The 16,091-nt window shown below is 74.5% G+C and carries 15 protein-coding genes; 3 read left to right on the top strand and 12 right to left on the bottom strand.

The window, feature by feature from the left end; all coding sequences use genetic code 11:
* The first annotated feature begins 46 nt into the window (after positions 1–46).
* Positions 47–1,522, top strand: a complete 1,476-nt coding sequence (locus DNK53_RS04810; protein WP_110181097.1) for a carboxyl transferase domain-containing protein — start codon at positions 47–49, stop codon at positions 1,520–1,522.
* Positions 1,523–1,557: 35 nt separating this feature from the next.
* On the opposite strand, the gene DNK53_RS04805 is transcribed toward DNK53_RS04810, so the two are convergent.
* Positions 1,558–2,988 carry an HNH endonuclease gene (locus tag DNK53_RS04805; RefSeq protein WP_162599780.1) on the bottom strand — a complete coding sequence of 477 codons (1,431 nt, stop codon included), beginning with the start codon at positions 2,986–2,988 and terminating at the stop codon, positions 1,558–1,560.
* A 135-nt stretch (positions 2,989–3,123) separates the two neighbouring features.
* Here DNK53_RS04805 and DNK53_RS04800 point away from each other — a divergent pair, with 135 nt between their 5' ends.
* Positions 3,124–3,510 (top strand): VOC family protein, encoded by a 387-nt coding sequence (locus DNK53_RS04800; protein WP_110181095.1) that lies wholly within the window; start codon positions 3,124–3,126, stop codon positions 3,508–3,510.
* A gap of 17 nt (positions 3,511–3,527) precedes the next feature.
* On the opposite strand, the gene DNK53_RS04795 is transcribed toward DNK53_RS04800, so the two are convergent.
* From DNK53_RS04795 to DNK53_RS04775, 5 genes are read right to left on the bottom strand one after another with little or no spacing between them, the layout of a single operon-like run.
* On the bottom strand, positions 3,528–4,298 hold the full coding sequence (locus DNK53_RS04795) for an ABC transporter ATP-binding protein (RefSeq protein WP_110181094.1): 771 nt from the start codon (positions 4,296–4,298) through the stop codon (positions 3,528–3,530).
* Positions 4,295–5,293 carry a FecCD family ABC transporter permease gene (locus tag DNK53_RS04790; RefSeq protein WP_204163738.1) on the bottom strand — a complete coding sequence of 333 codons (999 nt, stop codon included), beginning with the start codon at positions 5,291–5,293 and terminating at the stop codon, positions 4,295–4,297. The genes DNK53_RS04795 and DNK53_RS04790 overlap by 4 nt, the downstream gene beginning before the upstream one ends.
* Positions 5,290–6,285, bottom strand: a complete 996-nt coding sequence (locus tag DNK53_RS04785) for a FecCD family ABC transporter permease (protein WP_110181093.1) — start codon at positions 6,283–6,285, stop codon at positions 5,290–5,292. The genes DNK53_RS04790 and DNK53_RS04785 overlap by 4 nt, the downstream gene beginning before the upstream one ends.
* Positions 6,278–7,123, bottom strand: a complete 846-nt coding sequence (locus tag DNK53_RS04780) for a siderophore-interacting protein (protein ID WP_110181092.1) — start codon at positions 7,121–7,123, stop codon at positions 6,278–6,280. The genes DNK53_RS04785 and DNK53_RS04780 overlap by 8 nt, the downstream gene beginning before the upstream one ends.
* Positions 7,120–8,133, bottom strand: a complete 1,014-nt coding sequence (locus tag DNK53_RS04775; RefSeq protein ID WP_110181091.1) for an ABC transporter substrate-binding protein — start codon at positions 8,131–8,133, stop codon at positions 7,120–7,122. Before DNK53_RS04775 ends, DNK53_RS04780 begins: the two co-directional genes overlap by 4 nt.
* A gap of 54 nt (positions 8,134–8,187) precedes the next feature.
* On the opposite strand from DNK53_RS04775, the gene DNK53_RS04770 reads away from it, so the two are divergent.
* Positions 8,188–9,012, top strand: a complete 825-nt coding sequence (locus tag DNK53_RS04770) for a helix-turn-helix domain-containing protein (RefSeq protein ID WP_110181090.1) — start codon at positions 8,188–8,190, stop codon at positions 9,010–9,012.
* On the opposite strand, the gene DNK53_RS17710 is transcribed toward DNK53_RS04770, so the two are convergent.
* From DNK53_RS17710 to DNK53_RS17705, 6 genes are all read right to left on the bottom strand, one after another.
* Positions 9,000–9,872: a hypothetical protein gene (locus DNK53_RS17710; protein ID WP_204163790.1), complete on the bottom strand. Its 873-nt coding sequence runs from the start codon at positions 9,870–9,872 to the stop codon at positions 9,000–9,002. The genes DNK53_RS04770 and DNK53_RS17710 overlap by 13 nt on opposite strands.
* Positions 9,873–9,989: 117 nt before the next feature.
* A complete protein-coding gene (locus DNK53_RS04760) occupies positions 9,990–11,306 on the bottom strand; it encodes a serine/threonine-protein kinase (protein WP_110181088.1) in 1,317 nt (438 codons plus the stop codon).
* 44 nt (positions 11,307–11,350) lie between these two features.
* On the bottom strand, positions 11,351–12,811 hold the full coding sequence (locus tag DNK53_RS04755; RefSeq protein WP_110181087.1) for a dihydrolipoamide acetyltransferase family protein: 1,461 nt from the start codon (positions 12,809–12,811) through the stop codon (positions 11,351–11,353).
* Between the two features lie 12 nt (positions 12,812–12,823).
* Positions 12,824–13,819 (bottom strand): alpha-ketoacid dehydrogenase subunit beta, encoded by a 996-nt coding sequence (locus DNK53_RS04750; RefSeq protein ID WP_110181086.1) that lies wholly within the window; start codon positions 13,817–13,819, stop codon positions 12,824–12,826.
* On the bottom strand, positions 13,816–14,976 hold the full coding sequence (gene pdhA, locus DNK53_RS04745; RefSeq protein WP_110181085.1) for a pyruvate dehydrogenase (acetyl-transferring) E1 component subunit alpha: 1,161 nt from the start codon (positions 14,974–14,976) through the stop codon (positions 13,816–13,818). The genes DNK53_RS04750 and pdhA overlap by 4 nt, the downstream gene beginning before the upstream one ends.
* A gap of 96 nt (positions 14,977–15,072) precedes the next feature.
* Positions 15,073–16,053 (bottom strand): AraC family transcriptional regulator, encoded by a 981-nt coding sequence (locus DNK53_RS17705; RefSeq protein ID WP_204163737.1) that lies wholly within the window; start codon positions 16,051–16,053, stop codon positions 15,073–15,075.
* Positions 16,054–16,091 lie beyond the last annotated feature (38 nt).

The raw sequence follows: 16,091 nt of genomic DNA, 5'->3' as shown, positions 1-16,091 counted from the left end.
CGCGCAGGGGGAGGACGAAGGTCCTGACTGGCCTAGCCTTCACCCTGTGACCGAACGCCTCTCCGCCCGCGAGCTCATCGACCTGGTGCTGGACGAGGGCTCCTGGTCCTCCTGGGACGTGCCGCCCGAGCGCGGCGAGCTCGACCCGGCGTACGCCGACCAGCTGGCGCGGGCGGCGGAGAAGTCGGGCGTCGACGAGGCCGTCGTCACCGGCGAGGGGCGGCTCGACGGCCACCGGGTCGCGGTGGTGCTGGGCGAGTTCTCCTTCCTGGCCGGCTCGATCGGGCGGGCGACCGCCGACCGGCTGGTCTCGGCGATCCGGCGGGCCACCGCCGAGCGGATCCCGCTGCTCGGCGCCCCGACGAGCGGCGGGACCCGGATGCAGGAGGGCACGGCGGCGTTCGTGCAGATGGTCCGGATCTCCGAGGCCGTCGCCGCGCACAAGGCCGCGGGCCTGCCCTACCTCGTCTACCTGCGCCACCCCACGACCGGCGGGGTGATGGCGTCGTGGGGCTCGACCGGCCACCTCACCGTCGCCGAGCCCGGCGCGCTGGTCGGCTTCCTCGGCCCCCGGGTCTACGAGGCCCTCTACGACCGGCCCTTCCCCGAGGGCGTGCAGACCTCGGAGAACCTCTTCGAGCGCGGCATCGTCGACGGCGTCATCGAGCCGGGGGCCGTGCGCCACATCCTCGGCCGCACCCTCGACATCCTCGAGCGGCCCCGGCGCGACCTCCCGACCGTGCCCGACCCGACGCCCGACGAGGTCCCCGAGGTCGACGCCTGGGACGCCGTGACCCGGTCGCGCCGCCCGGACCGCCCCGGCGTGCGCCGGTTGCTGCGGTACGGCGCCACCAACGTCATCCCCCTCAACGGGACGGGGCAGGGTGAGAGCGATCCCGGGCTGCTCTTCGCGCTGGCCCGCTTCGGCGAGGCGCCGTGCGTCTTCCTCGGCCAGGACCGGCGCGGGCAGACCACCGACCACCCGATGGGCCCGGGCGCGCTCCGCGAGGCCCGGCGCGGGATGCGGCTCGCCTCCGAGCTGGGGCTGCCGCTCGTCACGGTGATCGACACCCAGGGGGCCGCCCTCTCGGCGGAGGCGGAGAACGGCGGGCTGGCCGGCGAGATCGCCCGCTGCCTGGAGGACATGGTCACCCTGCGCGCCCCCTCGCTCTGCCTGATGCTCGGCGAGGGCAACGGCGGCGGCGCCCTGGCCCTGCTGCCCGCCGACCGGGTGGTCGCCGCCCAGCACGCCTGGCTCTCCCCCCTGCCGCCCGAGGGGGCGAGCGCCATCGTGCACCGCGACACCGAGCACGCGGCCGACATGGCCCGCGCGCAGGGCGTGCGGGCGCTGGACCTCCAGCGGCTCGGCATCGTCGACCGCATCGTGCCCGAGCTCCCCGACGCCGCCGACGAGCCGGCCGACTTCTGCCGGCGGACGGGCGCGGTGCTGGAGCACGAGCTGCTCGGGCTGCTCGCGCGTGGTCCGGGGTCGCCCGAGGAGCGGGCTCGCCGCTACTGGTGACGCTCGTCCCCTCCTCCACCAGAACGAGTCCCCCGTCAGCAGGCGAGCGGGGTGTGTCGGCTGGTGTACGTCGCCCCGGCCGGGGTCGTGAGGTGCGTCTGGCCGTTCACGCCGACGTAGCTCGACCAGCCCGGTGCTTCCTTGACCTGGTTGCACGCCTCGCACAACCCCTGGCCGTTCGACTCCCTCGTCGGGCCACCCGCGGCGGCCGGGTCGACGTGATCCACGTGCTTGGCCGGGGCGTCGCACCACGGAGTCCGACACGTCCCACCGTCGCGGATCCGGACCAACCGCGCCAGCAACCCCGCGAAGGTCCGGTTCGAGCTCTCCATCGCCACCAACCGACCGTCCTCGGGATCGGCGAACACCCGCCGCACCGCCGCCACCCCAGCCTCCGCGGCCTGGGCGAAGAGATCCCGGCAGATTCCCGCCGGGATGACCCCGCCCGCGGGAGCACCGGGTCCACCGAGGACCCAGCCGGGCTCCGCCGGTGCACCCGGCTGACCGAGCAGGCCCGTGGCCGGGACCACCAGGTGCAGCTCCACCGGCACCGGTGCCACCGGGTCCACCCCCGTCACCCGGGCGACCAACGTGTCGGCCCGGACCTGGTCGGCGCTCCGCTCGTCGCCCTCGCTACGGGCTGACGCCGTCGCCCTCGCGAGAGCGGCCATCACCTGGGCGTAGTGCTCGGTCTTCACCACCACACTGATCCGCCCCGTCCCGTCACCCAGCAACCGACCGGTCACCCGACGCCTCGCCCGGGCCCGCTCCCGACGCCTCGCGACCCCGGTCGAGTCGTGGCGCAACGCGAGCTTCTGCACCAACCTCCGCAGCGCCTCGGTCCCGAGTCCGGCGCACTGGCCCTCACCCGTGGGGTCGTCCCACCGGGGGTTGCCGTGCTCGTCGAACCCGTCGGGCGGCCCCACCGGCGTGGTCAGCTCCGCATCCACCGCCCGCCGTTCCTCCGCGGTCAGGTCCGCGGTCTCCCGAACGATCACCATCGCCCGCTCCTCGGTCATCACACCCCGCCCCAGCGCCTCCAGCGTGCGCGGCAGGTCGGCGACCAACGCCGACGCAGCAGACACCAAGACCCGACCCCGCGCCGGCGACTCCCGCCGCACCAACCCCACCTGCGCGGCCACCACCCCCGCAGGAGCAGGGCCACGCCCAGACACCGCACCAGCCCGGCGAGCCTCCGCGGCACGCTCCTCGAGGCGACGCACCTCAGCAGCCGCGAAGGCGGCGGTCGCCCGCACCTGCGCCGCCGCCAACGCCGCCTTCAACGCCTCCAGCACCTCCACCTGCGCCAGACACGCAGCCGGGTCCACCTCCGGCACCACGTTGGTGGCCAGCTCGGCGACCAACCCCTCCAGCTCGGGCACCGACCACGGCGTCAGCGGTGGAGGGGTCGGAGGCGCTGCCTCCGACTCCCCCAGAGACCCGGATCGAACCTCTGCCTCGCTCATGTGTTCGAGAATAGTCCACAGCGCCGACAGTTCGCCGCGTCCTCCACAGCCCTCAGAGGGCCGACACCTCGGCCAGCGCCTCACGCAGGGCGGCCAGCGCCGCGGCGTGGAGCGTCCCGCCCATCGTGTGGCCGCATGACGGCACGACAGATCCAGGTGACCTTCGACTGCGCCCGCCCGGCCGAGGTGGCGGCGTTCTGGGCGGAGGTGCTGGGCTACGCGGTGCCCGACTCGGCCCGCGGCGAGGAGGAGTGGTCGGCCTGCGCCGATCCGGCCGGTGTCGGGCCACGGCTCTACTTCCAGCGCGTTTCGGAGCCCAAGCAGCTGAAGAACCGGGTGCACGTCGACGTCCGCGCCGCCACCGGCCTCACCGGCCAGGAGCGGATCGACGCGCTCGAGGCCGAGTGCGCCCGGCTCGTGGCGCTCGGCGGCACCCGCGTCGCGCTGCTGCCCGCCGGCGAGGACAACGAGTCCTGCCTGGTCATGCAGGACGTCGAGGGCAACGAGTTCTGCCTGGACTGAGGGCCAGCGACAGGCGACTAGTGCGGCACCACCATCGGCGTCCCGGCCACGGGGTCGGGGACGACGGCGCAGGTGAGGCCGAAGACCTCCTCGACCAGCGCGGCGTCCACGACGTCGGAGGGCGCGCCCTCGGCCACCACGCGCCCGGCCTTCATCGCGACCACGTGGTCGGCGAAGCGGCACGCCTGGTTGATGTCGTGCAGCACCGCGACGACCGTCCGGCCCTCGTCGCGCAGCCGCGCGAGGAGCCGCAGCAGCTCGTACTGGTGGGCGATGTCGAGGAACGTCGTCGGCTCGTCGAGCAGCAGGTAGGGCGTCTCCTGGGCGAGCACCATCGCGATCCAGACCCGCTGGGCCTGCCCGCCGGACAGCTCCTCGACCTGCCGCTCGGCGAGCTCCTCGACGCCGGCGGCCACCATCGCCGCGTCCACGGCCCCCTGGTCGTCGGGCGTCCACGCGGCGAGCAGCGACTGATGGGGGTAGCGGCCGCGACGCACCAGCGCCTCGACCCGGATCCCCTCCGGCGGCACCAGGCCCTGGGGGAGGAAGCCGAGCTCGCGCGCGACCGCGCGCGGGCGGAGGCGGCGTACGTCGGTCCCGTCGAGCTCCACCCGGCCAGCACGCGGCTGGAGCAGCCGGACCAGGGCGCGGAGCATGGTCGACTTGCCGCACGCGTTGGCCCCGACGATCGCGGTGAACGCCCGGTCCGGGACGGCGAGCGACAGTCCGGCCGACACCGTGCGGTCGGCGTAGCCGAGGGTCAGGTCGTGCGCCTGCAGACGGGTCATCGCTTCACTTCCTTCACGAGCAGCCAGATCAGGTAGAGGCCCCCGACCGCGGTGGTGACCACGCCGACCGGGAGCGGCACGGGTCGGGTGACCACCTGGGCGACCAGATCGGCGGTGACGAGGAGCAGGGCGCCGGTGAGTGCTGCGGGCAGCAGGGGTACGCCGGCGCTGCCGGTGAGCCGGCGGCCGATCTGCGGTGCCGCCAGGGCCACGAAGACGATGGGGCCCGCCGCAGCGGTGACGGTCGCGGTCGCCCCCACTCCGGCCACCACCAGGACGAACCGGTGGACCCCGAGCCGCACCCCGGTGGTGACGGCGACGGCGTCGCCGAGGGCGGCCTGGTGCAGCGCCCGGGACTGCCCGGCCAGGACGGCCGCCAGCACCCCGACCACCGCGAACGGCCACGCCACCTCGTCCCAGTCCAGCCCGTTGAGCGAGCCCGCACTCCACGCGGTCCCAGCGATCGCCACCTCGAGCTCGGCGCGCAGCACGATCCACGAGCTGACCGCCGTGAGCATCGCGTTGACGGCGATCCCGATGACGATCAGCCGCAGCCCGCTGAACCCCTGCTTGAGCGACAGCAGGTAGATGACCAGCGCGGTGGCGGTCGCGGTGGTGACAGCACCTCCGGCCACCTGCCCGGCGGTGCCACCCGCGAAGGCGACGACGAGCAGCGCACCCGTCCAGGCGCCGGCGTCGAGGCCGATCACGTCGGGGCTGCCCAGCGGGTTGCGCGTGAGGTTCTGGAAGACGGCGCCGGCCAACCCGAGCGCGATCCCGAAGACGACCCCGGCCGCGACCTGCGGCGACCGCCACTGCGTGATGACGAAGCTCTGGTCCCCGCGACCCAGGAGCCCGGCGAGCGTCTCGCCCGGCGTGGTCCAGGTGGCGCCCTGGCAGAGCGCCACGAACGCCACGGCGAGGGTGGCGAGCGCGATGAGCACGCACACCACCGGCTCCCGCCGGGTCGTGGGCCCGGCCGGCAGGACGCTCACAGCGCGACCGTCCCGTAGCGCCGGACCACCCAGATCAGCGCCGGACCGCCGAGGAACGCGGTCACGACGGCGACCGGCACCTCGCCGGTCGGGAGCAGGACCCGCGCCGCGATGTCGGAGAAGAGGACCAGCGCCGGCCCCAGGACGAGGCAGAGGGTGACGAGCCAGCCGATCGAGCCGCGGGCGGCCCGACGCGCCAGGTGCGGCACGATCAGCCCGACGAAGCCGATCGGTCCCGCGACGGCGGTGGCCGCGCCCGCCAGCAGCGTGACGAGCACGACGGTGAGCACCCGGGTGCGGACCACGTGCGCGCCCAGGGTGTGGGCGACGTGCTCGCCGAGGGCGACCGCGCCGAGCGGCCGGACCAGCAGCAGCGCCCCGACCACGCCGACGCCGATCGCCGCCAGGGGCAGGCCCAGGGCGGTCTGCTCCCGCCCCGCCAACGAGCCGACCGACCAGAACCTGTAGCTGTCGAAGACGTCGGGCATCGTCAGCCGGATCCCGAGCGTGACCCCGGCGAGCACCGCCGAGAGGGCGACGCCGGCCAGCACGAGCCGCAGCGGCGAGCTGCCGCCGACGGCGTACACGAGGACCGTGGCGACCGCCGACCCGACGAACGCGGCCAGCAGCATCGCGACCTGGGAGTCGGCGCCCCACGTCGCCACGGCCACCACGATTGCGAAGGAGGCGCCCGCGGTGACGCCGAGGATCCCCGGCTCGGCGAGCGGGTTGCGGGTCAGCGTCTGGACCAGCGCGCCGGCGACCGCGAGAGCAGCTCCGACCGCGAGGGCGAGCAGGGTCCGGGGCAGGCGAACGTCGCGCACGACGACGTGGTCGTCGGTGCCGTCGTAGCCGGTGAACGCCTGCACCACCTCGCCCAGCGGCACCGGGCGCGCGCCGACGCAGAGACTGAGGACGCCGAGCACCGCCAGCAGCACCGCACAGGCGAGCAACCAGCCCAGCAGCGCCGGTCCGGAACGGGTCTCACTCATCCAGTCCGGCGACCCCGCGCTTCCAGTAGCCGGTCACCAGCGAGTCGGTGACGTGGTCCCGCGCCCAGGCGCGCAGGGGCTTGATGTCGCCGGCCTCGCCGGCGGCGAAGAGGAACGTCCGGGCCCGGTCGCGGGCGGGCAGGTCCAGCCCGGCCACCTCTTGGGTCAGGCGCGACCCACCGCTGCGGTCGAGCCAGCGCACCCGTACGCCGTCCCGGTCGGCGAGCGGGTAGTCGCGCTCCCACCGGTGGTCGACGTCGACGAGGACGTCGGCCGAGACGTCGGCGGGCGACTCCTCCAGCCACCGGGCCAGTGCGGGCAGGGCCGTGGTGTCGACGGCGAAGACGTAGTGGTCGTAGGTGTGCGCGAACGCCTTCGCCCCGGGCGGCCCGGCCACCACGACGTCGGCGCCGACGGCCACCGAGCCGACCCAGTCCGAGGCGAGACCGCCGTCGTGGACCACGAAGTCCAGGTCGAGCTCGAGCGCCCGGGGATCCCACCGGCGCACCGTGTACTTGCGCGTCGGGGGCACCGGCCGCGGCCACTCGAGCGACTCCTCGTCGTCGGGGACCGGATCGTTGCGGGTGCCGTCGGGGAGCGGGAAGACGACCTTGACGTGGTCGTCGGCCTGGTGGCTGTGGAAGCCCGCCAGGCCCGGCCCGCCCAGGGTGAGCCGGAGCATGGTGGGCGTGACCTCCGCGACCCGGACCACGGAGGCGGTCCGGACCCCGATCGGGTAGCCGATCCGCGTCACGCCCTCGCCCGCGGGCGGGGTCGACGCATGGTGCGCCGCGACCCGTCCGGCGGGGTCGGACCGGTCCATGCGGAACCGGCTCATCCGAGCAGGGGCTCGAGCGCGGTGTCGAGCGAGTCGAGGGTCCTGAGCGCGGAGGTGTAGGTGGCGGCCTCCGTGTGCTGCAGGCCGAAGACGTGGCCCGCCCTCACGGCGGGCAGGTTCTTCCACAGCCGGTGCTCGAGGACGTAGGCGATCGCCTCGGCCGGCTTCCCGTCGGCACCGAGCGTGTAGGTGATCGCGTCCGCGTCGCCGAGCTTCTCGGGGAGCTCCTCGATCGAGGGGTACTCGGTCACAGCCGCGGCGCCCTCGCCTGGCTCGCTCGGCTCGCCGTAGTAGTCGACGCCGATGTCGCCGGCGATGTTGGTGCCCCAGGAGCCGGCGTACTCGCGGTGGAAGCTGCCGGCCGAGACGTCGCCGTAGGCGCCGACGTGCCCGAACCGCAGGTCCCCCAGCACGTCGGCGTACTTCTCCTCCAGCTCGGCCGCGCGCTCCTCGTACGCCGACCTGCTCGCCTCGAAGCCCTCGCTCGCGCCGGCCGCGTCGGCCTGGCGCTCGTTGAGCTCGCGCCACGAGTCGGGGGCGGCCGGGCCGAGCACGACCACGGGGGCGATGTCCTCGAGCCGGTCCATGTCGAGGTCGACCAGCGCCGGCTGCGGGACGCCGATGACGATCAGGTCGGGGTCGAGCCCGGCGATCGCCTCGTAGTTGGTCTCGGCGGCGGTCTCCCCGGCCACCTTCTCCAGGCCCTCGTAGGTGGCCACGTCCTCGTCGGTCATCATCGGGACACCGCGCGACCACTCCGAGACGCCGACCAGGTCGGCGTCCGACTCGATCAGCACCGGGACGGCGTAGCCGGTGGCCACGACCCGCTCCGGGTCGACGGGGATCTCGACGTCGCCGTTGTCGGCGGCGAAGGTACGGGTGCCGGAGTCGGCGCCGGCAGCCTCGTCCGCCTCCCCCCCGCAGGCGGCGAGCCCGAGGGCGAGGAGTCCGGTGAGGGCGGCAACGGTGGACGTCCGCGTCAGGGCGCGGCGCAGGGGACGAGCGGTCATGCGCCTAAGGTAAGCCTTACCTATCGAGTAGAAGTGTCGCGGAGAGGACACGTCATGTCGCTGGCAGGACACCCCGCCGCCCGGGCCGACGGACCCGGCGTCGAGGAGTTCGGTCACGGGCTCGGCCCGCCGACCGGCGTCCTCGTCCTGCGCTACCCGAGGAGCTGGGGCGTCCCCCGCTTCCCCGAGACCCGCGACGACCAGCGACACCAGCTCTTCTGGTCCCCCGACGGCGTCCTCGCCGTCCGGCTCGGTGCGCAGGTCGCGCACGTGCCGCCCGACCGGGCGTTCTGGGCGCGGCGCGGCACGACCCTGGAGGTCAGCGGCTGCGACTCCCAGACGGTCCACGTCGTCTGCGTCCGGCAGGCCCCCGCGGCGCTCACCCGGCTGCCGGCGGCCCTGGTGGCCTTCGGCCAGGAGGCGGCGCACGCCGTGCGGGCGCTGTGCCGGACGGACCTCGCGGAGGTCGACGCCCTCGACCTGAGGGACCGGCTGCTGGCGGACCTCGGCGACCCGCACGCGGTGGAGCACGCGGCGGCCGGCCTGGGGCACGCCCGGCGGGTCGCCGCGGCCCTGCTCAGCGACCCGGGCGACCCGACGGAGCTCGCGGCGTGGGCGGAGCGGCTGCACCTGTCGCCCAAGACCCTGCAGCGCGACTTCCTGCGCGAGTACGGGCTCCCGTGGTCAGCCTGGCGGACGCGGACGCGCCTGGAGGCGTCGCGCGCGCTGCTCGGGCTGCTCCCGGTCGGCCAGGTCGGGCACCGGGTCGGCTACGCCAGCGCGTCGGCGTACGTCAGCGCGTTCCGCCGGGAGTACGGCGTGACCCCCGCCCGCTGGGCCGCCCGGCGCGGACCGCAGGAAGGGCGTCAGCGCGGGTAGGTGTACTCGCAGATCCGCGGGTCCCGACGCGAGATGTCCCAGAAGGCGGGGCGGCCGACGCGCTCCCAGTAGGCCCGGGCCACGTCGTTGCTGTAGCCCTCGCTCGCCAGCGACCAGCAGTTCTTGCCCGCGGGGATGCCCGCGGCGATCTCCTGAGCCGTCTTGGGCGTCGGCGTGGGGGTCGGCGTGGGGGTCGGCGTCGGGGTCGGCGTCGGGGTCGGCGTCGGCGTGGGGGTCGGCGTCGGCGTGGGATCCAGCGTCGGGGTGGGCTGCAGCGTCGGCTGCGCCGTGGGGGTCGGCGTGGGGGTCGGCGTGACCCCACCCGTCGGGGTGGGCGTGGCCGGGTCGGTGGGCTTGGGCTTCCTGGTCCGCGGGGTCTTCGTCGGCGTCGGTGGAGCCGTCGGGGTCGGGAGCGCGGTCGGGAGCGCCGTGGGCAGGTCGGTCGGGAGCGCCGTGGGCAGGTCGGTCGGGATGTCGGTGGGCAGCCCGGCGGCCTTCATGGCCTTCTTCGCCTGGCGACGGGCCCAGCGCTCGGCCTTCTTCTCCGCGTCGAGCTCCGCGGCCGCGGCCGTCGTCTCCTCCACGGGCGTGAGCAGCCCGAAGGGCTGGTTCGACGGCTCCTGCGCGACGGACTCCTCCTCGTCGGGGCTCATGCCGATCGCGATCATGCCCGCCACCAGCACCAGCACGGCGACCAACGAGAGGATCCCCGCACGGGAGGCGCCATGCGGGGTGGCGGCGACGGGCGTCCCGCCTGCCGCGAGCAGCGAGACCCGGTCGGCCAGGGGCGGGTGGATCTCGGGGACCATCTGCTGGAAGCCGCAGTCAGGACACCACTGCGTCCCCTGCCGCACCCGCATGCCACACCTGGGACATCCCATGCCCGCCACCCCCTGTTGAGATACTCGTGAGCGGGGTCACTGTAACCCTGATTTATACTCAGCGGTAACGAAGTGATGACAGTCTCGGCAAAACCTTCACGCGAGGCAGTCGCGCGTGGCCGCGCCGAGCAGCTCCTTGATGTCGGGGTCGACCTTCTCGAGGTCGCGCCCGGTGTAGCGGAGGTCGGCGTCAAGGAGCCCCGCCGCCAGCAGCCGGCCGAGCCCCACCTGCTCGACCCACAGGCCCGCGATGCAGCGCGCGTTGGCGTGGTCGACCATCAGCTGCACCTCCAGCCCCTCGGCGACGTCGTTGACGGCGCGGGCCTCGGGGTTCAGCGGCGACGCCCCCTCGGCGCCCTCCCCGGACCGCACCGAGATCGACGCGGCGGGGGCCGCCGACGACTCGCGGTCCACGAGGAGCAGCGTGCCGACGACGCCCACCACGAGGGCGGCTGCGACGCCGGCCGCGACGCCGAGGCGCGAGCGCCACGACCGAGCCCCCGAGCCTCCCCGGGCCGCAGCACCCGGGCCGGCCTGCAGGCCAACGGCGCTGCGTGCGGGCACCGGGACGACGCGGCCGTCGCGGGCACCCGCCAGGGTCTGCACGCGGCGCAGCACGTCGGCGACCTGCCGGGCCGAGGCCGGCCGCCGCGCGGGGTCCTTGGCCATGGTCCGCTCGAGCAGCGCGTTGAGCTCGAGCACCAGCGGCGAGCCCCCGGCGAGCTGGCGGGGAGGCTCCTGGAGGTGGGCGCTGGCCTGCTGGAAGTCGGTGGCGCCGTCGTACGGCGGGTGGCCGGTGAGGGTGGTCCACAGGACGCACCCCAGCGAGTAGACGTCGGAGGCGCGGCTGGCAGGGGCGCCCGTGTGCAGCTCGGGGGCCGCCCACCGAGCGCTGCCGGCGGCCACGGGGTGGGCTCCGTGGGCGGTCCCGAAGTCGACCAGGCACGCCCGGAAACCGTCGTCCTCGCGGCGCAGCATCACGTTGGCCGGTTTCAGCGCGCCGTGGACGAGCCCCGCGTCGTGCGCGTCGACCAGGCCCTGGGCGACCTGCAGCACCAGCCGCAGGGCCGTCTCCAGGGGAGGGGCGCCGTGCACCCGCAGCATCCGCTCGAGGTCGCCGTCGGGCACGAGGTCGCTGGCGACGTAGAGCTGCCCGGCCTCCTCGCCGAAGCCCCGGACCGGCACCACGTGGGGGGAACCGAGACCCGCCAGGGTCCGCGCCTCGCGGGTGAAGCGGGCTCGGAAGTCCCGGTCGCGGGCGAGGTCGCCCGGGAGCAGCTTGAGCGCCACCTCGGGGACGGGGGCGCTGCTCCCGGTGGGGTCGGGCACCGCCGCGTGCACCACGCCGACTCCGCCCCGGCCCAGCCGTCGCCCGACCACGTAGGGGCCGATGCGGGGGGCGGGCGCGGTCACGGGCGCTTTCTACCCGGTTCGGTGAAGGTCAAACCACCCGACGGTCAGAACAGCAGCACGCTCGCCGGGTCGGCGAGGATCCCGGCCACGTCGGCCAGGAACCGCGACCCCTTCTCCCCGTCGACGTGCCGGTGGTCGAACGAGAGCGCCAGCGTGGTGACGTCGCGGGCCACGATCTCGCCGGTCGCCTCGTCGACCCACGGCCGCCGGTTGACCGCGCCGAAGCACAGGATCGCCGACTCGCCCGGGTTGATGATCGGCGTGCCCGCGTCGACCCCGAAGACGCCCACGTTGGTGATCGTGAACGTGCCGCCGCTCATCTCCGCCGGCTGCGTGCGGCCCTCCTTCGCCGTGGTCACGAGGTCGCCCAGCGCGCACGCGAGCTCGGGCAGCGACATCGCGTCGGCGTCCTTGACGTTGGGCACGACGAGGCCGCGCGGCGTGGCGGCGGCGATGCCGAGGTTGACGTGGCCCTTGTAGACGACCTCCTGGGCCTGCTCGTCCCACCACGAGTTGATCTCGGGCGTGCGCCGGATCGCCAGCAGGCAGGCCTTCGCCAGCACCAGCAGCGGGCCGACCCGCACCTCGCGCAGCTCGGGGCGCTCCTTGAGCCGCTCCACCAGCTGCATCGTCGCGGTGACGTCGACGGTGATCCACTCCGTCACGTGGGGTGCGGTGAAGGCGGACTGCGTCATCGCCTGCGCCATCATCTTCCGCACGCCCTTGACCGGCTCCCGGTGCTCGCGCGGCCCCCCGCCGCGGACGTCGTACGCCCGCGCGGAGCGCTCCTCCGCGGCGTACGACGTCCCGGAGGCCGCCTGCTCCACGTCGGACCGGGTGACGACCCCGCCCGGGCCGGAACCCGAGCCCGCGAGGGAGGCGAGGTCGACGCCGAGGTCCTTGGCGAGCTTGCGCACCGGCGGCTTCGCCAGGGCGCGGACGGCGGCGGGGGACGCCGGCGCGGCGGGCGGCTGCGCCGGGACGACGGGCTCCACGGGCACCGCCGGCTCGTCGGCGGGGGCGACCTCCTGCGACTGCGCCCCGCCCGGCGCGAACGCGCCCTGCAGCTGCATCTGCGCCTGGGCGCCCGCCACCGAGGACGGCGACGCGGAGCCCTTGCGGGCCCGGCGCTGCGGCCCCCGGTCGGCCTTGTTGCGGCCGACCAGCGACTCGCCCTCGCCGCCGCCGCTGGCGGCCGGGTTGGAGAGGTCGATCTCGAGGTCCTGGCTTGGAGACGGGCCAGGGGGGCCCTCCTCAGCCGACGACGCGGAGGGGTCGCCGATCGCGATGATCGGCGTGCCGACGTCGACGGTCTCGCCCTCGGCGACCATGAGGGAGAGCACGGTCCCGGCGAACGGGGACGGGAGCTCCACGATCGACTTGGCGGTCTCGATCTCGCAGATCACCTCGTTGATCTCGACCGTGTCGCCCTCCTTGACCTTCCAGGAGACGATCTCGGCCTCGGTGAGGCCCTCACCGACGTCGGGCAGCTTGAACTCGGCCATGGCGGCGCCTCCTCAGAAGTCGAGCGAACGGTCGACGGCGTCGAGCACCCGGTCGAGGTCGGGGAGGAACTCCTCCTCGATCCGCGACGCCGGGTAGGGCGTGTCGAACCCGCCCACCCGCAGCACGGGCGCCTCGAGGGAGTAGAAGCACTCCTCGGTGATCCGCGCGGCCAGCTCCGCACCCATGCCCAGGTTGACGTGGGCCTCGTGGGTGACGATGGCGCGACCGGTGCGGCGTACGGACTCCAGCACCGGGGCCATGTCGAGCGGCGACAGCGTGCGCAGGTCGATCACCTCGAGCGAGCGACCCTCGCCCGACGCCGCCTCCGCGGCGGCCAGCGCGGTCTTCACGGTCGGCCCGTAGGCCAGCAGCGTGGCGTGCTCGCCGCGGCGCACCACCCGCGAGGAGAAGAGCGGGTCGGGGGTCGCGGAGGTGTCCAGCTGCGCCTTGTCGGCGTGGTACTGCCGCTTGGGCTCCAGGAAGACCACCGGGTCGTCGCAGGCGATGGCCTGCTGGATCATCCAGTAGCCGTCGACGGGGTTGGAGCAGGCCACCACCTTGAGGCCCGGGGTGTGCGCGAACTGCGCCTCCGGCGACTCGGAGTGGTGCTCGACCGCGCCGATCCCGCCGCCGAAGGGGATGCGGATGACCATCGGCATCTTCGACCGCCCCCTGGAGCGGTAGTGCATCTTCGCGACCTGGCAGACGATCTGGTCGTACGCCGGGTAGACGAAGCCGTCGAACTGGATCTCCACCACCGGCCGGTAGCCGCGCAGGGCCAGCCCGACCGCCGTGCCGACGATCCCCGACTCGGCGAGCGGGGAGTCGATCACCCGGTCCTCGCCGAAGTCCTTCTGCAGCCCGTCGGTGATCCGGAAGACGCCGCCGAGCTTGCCGACGTCCTCGCCCATCACGAGGACCTTGGGGTCGTCCTCCATGGCCCGTCGCAGGCCCATGTTGAGCCCCTTGGCCAGAGTGATCCGGTCCTGCGTGATCGTCTCGCTCATCGGCCGGCCTCCTCGAAGGTCTCGAGGTAGGCCGCGTAGCCCTCGCGCTGGGCGCGCAGCTCGTCGGTCTCCTCGGCGTAGACGTGGGCGAACATGTCGAGCGGCTGCGGGTCGGGCATCGCCTTGCACCCCTCGCGCAGGCGGGCGCCGAGCTCGTCGGCCTCGCCCTTCAGCTCCTCGATCCAGGCGTCGTCGACGAGCCCGTTGCGGCGCAGGTAGACCTCCACGCGCGAGATCGGGTCGCGCAGCTTCCACCGCTCGACGTCGTCGGAGAGCCGGTAGCGGGTGGGGTCGTCGGTGGTCGTGTGGGCGCCCATCCGGTAGGTGTAGGCCTCCACGAAGGTCGGCCCCTGCCCCTCCCGGGCCCGTTGCAGCGCGGCCTGGGTGACGGCGTACGTCGCCAGCACGTCGTTGCCGTCGACCCGCACGCCGGGGAAGCCGAAGCCGAGCGCCCGCTGGTATAGCGGGATCCGCGACTGGCGCTCGATCGGCTCCGAGATCGCCCACTGGTTGTTCTGGCAGAAGAAGACGACCGGGGCGTTGTAGGAGGCGGCGAAGATGAACGCCTCGTTGACGTCGCCCTGGCTGGAGGCGCCGTCGCCGAAGTGGGCGACCACAGCGGCGTCCCGGTCGGGGTCGCCGGTGCCGACGACGCCGTCGCGCTGCATCCCCATGGCGTAGCCGGTGGCGTGCAGCGCCTGGGCGCCGATCACGATCGTGTAGAGGCCGAAGTTGTGCTCGGCCGGGTCCCAGGAGCCGTGGTCGACGCCGCGGAAGAGGCCGAGCAGCTTGAGCGGGTCGACCCCGCGGCACCAGGCGACGCCGTGCTCGCGGTAGGTCGGGAAGACGTGGTCCTGCGGGCGCAGGGCCCGGCCGGCACCGATCTGCGCGGCCTCCTGGCCGAGCAGCTGGGCCCAGATGCCGAGCTCGCCGTGACGCTGCAGCGCGGTGGCCTCGACGTCGATCCGCCGCGTGAGCACCATGTCGCGGTAGAAGCCGCGCAGCTCCTCGGCGCTGAAGTCCCGGTCGAACTCGGGGTGGTGGGTCCGCTCACCCTCCGGGGTGAGGAGCTGGACCAGCTCGGGACCGCCGTCGGACTGGGAGGGTCCGAAGACCTCGACCAGGTCGGGTCCGAAACCGTGGTGGCTCACGTGCACGCTCCTTCGTGTCGCGCGGCCACCGGGGTCTCCGGCGGCCGCTCTCCTCGCCGCGGCACCGGTCGGGGTGTGACCCGCACCACAGTCAGGGCAAACCTACCGGGAGGACGCGGAGGAGGACCACTGGGGGGCGCCCGTGCGGGGTCGCGAACGCAGCGTCTCGCTCGGCAGCACGCCGAACGCGTCGCGGTAGTGGGCAGCGAACCGCCCCGCCTGGCTGAACCCCCAGCGGGCGGCCACCTCGGCGACGGTGACGTCGCCGTCGGGCTCGGCCGAGGCGAGGTCGCGGTGGGCGCCCTCGAGCCGGACCCGGCGCAGGTATGCCGTCGGGCTGGTGTCGTGGTGGCGGGCGAACGCCTGCTGCAGCGCCCGCACGCTGGTCTCGGCCGCGTCGGCGATCTCCCCGACGCGCAGCGGGTCGGTGGCGTGCGCCTCGATGAAGGCGACGGCCTTGGCGACGGGGTGGGAGGGGTCGACGTCGGGGGTCGACCCGGCGGCGCCCTGCTCGCGGACCCCGAAGACCCCGAGCGCGGCCCGGGCCAGGCGGCGGGCGACCTCGTCGGCGGAATGGACGCCGTGGCGCAGGTGCTCGTTGATCTCCCGGTTGGCGCGGCGCACCGCCGCCCGCCACCGCTCGGCGTCGTCGGCGGAGGAGACCGTGCTGCGGGCGAGGGCGAGCCGTTCGGCCGGGACCCCGGCGACCTCGGCCAGCAGCCCGCGGTCGAGCAGCACGACGCCGACGTTGGCCTGCCGGCTGACGGTCATCGGGGCCGACCCCGCGTCGAAGGCGACCAGGTCGCCGGGGCCGAGCGTGGTGGCGACGCCGTCCTCCTCGTAGGCGAGGCTGCCGCCGAGCACCTCCACCACCTGCACCGGACCGTCGGCGGTCACGGTGACGCTCATGCTCGAGGTGTGGGCGATCCGCTCGACGCGGAAGGTGGGGGCGCGCACCCCCTGCACCTCCAGGGAGAAGCGGGGTCCGAGCTCGACGTCCTCGAGGGCTCGCCAGCGGTTCCGCAGGAACTCCTCCGCGCTCGCCGGGTCGCTCGTCGCGAATCGGTGTGGACGGACCTCCATGCCGCAGCAGGTACCCGGCGGGCCGGAGCCGCATGCCC

The sequence above is a fragment of the Nocardioides solisilvae genome, from assembly GCF_003194625.1.
Lineage (GTDB): Bacteria > Actinomycetota > Actinomycetes > Propionibacteriales > Nocardioidaceae > Nocardioides > Nocardioides solisilvae.
This window is presented reverse-complemented; position numbering and strand designations above follow the sequence as displayed.

Excerpts from the sequence above, each read along its gene's own strand:
- DNK53_RS04805 (WP_162599780.1), bottom strand. The coding sequence starts at position 2,988 with ATGAGCGAGGCAGAGGTTCGATCCGGGTCTCTGGGGGAGTCGGAGGCA.
- DNK53_RS04800 (WP_110181095.1), top strand. The coding sequence starts at position 3,124 with ATGACGGCACGACAGATCCAGGTGACCTTCGACTGCGCCCGCCCGGCC.
- DNK53_RS04795 (WP_110181094.1), bottom strand. The coding sequence starts at position 4,298 with ATGACCCGTCTGCAGGCGCACGACCTGACCCTCGGCTACGCCGACCGC.
- DNK53_RS04785 (WP_110181093.1), bottom strand. The coding sequence starts at position 6,285 with ATGAGTGAGACCCGTTCCGGACCGGCGCTGCTGGGCTGGTTGCTCGCC.
- DNK53_RS04780 (WP_110181092.1), bottom strand. The coding sequence starts at position 7,123 with ATGAGCCGGTTCCGCATGGACCGGTCCGACCCCGCCGGACGGGTCGCG.
- DNK53_RS04775 (WP_110181091.1), bottom strand. The coding sequence starts at position 8,133 with ATGACCGCTCGTCCCCTGCGCCGCGCCCTGACGCGGACGTCCACCGTT.
- DNK53_RS04770 (WP_110181090.1), top strand. The coding sequence starts at position 8,188 with ATGTCGCTGGCAGGACACCCCGCCGCCCGGGCCGACGGACCCGGCGTC.
- DNK53_RS17710 (WP_204163790.1), bottom strand. The coding sequence starts at position 9,872 with ATGCGGGTGCGGCAGGGGACGCAGTGGTGTCCTGACTGCGGCTTCCAG.
- DNK53_RS04755 (WP_110181087.1), bottom strand. The coding sequence starts at position 12,811 with ATGGCCGAGTTCAAGCTGCCCGACGTCGGTGAGGGCCTCACCGAGGCC.
- DNK53_RS04750 (WP_110181086.1), bottom strand. The coding sequence starts at position 13,819 with ATGAGCGAGACGATCACGCAGGACCGGATCACTCTGGCCAAGGGGCTC.
- DNK53_RS17705 (WP_204163737.1), bottom strand. The coding sequence starts at position 16,053 with ATGGAGGTCCGTCCACACCGATTCGCGACGAGCGACCCGGCGAGCGCG.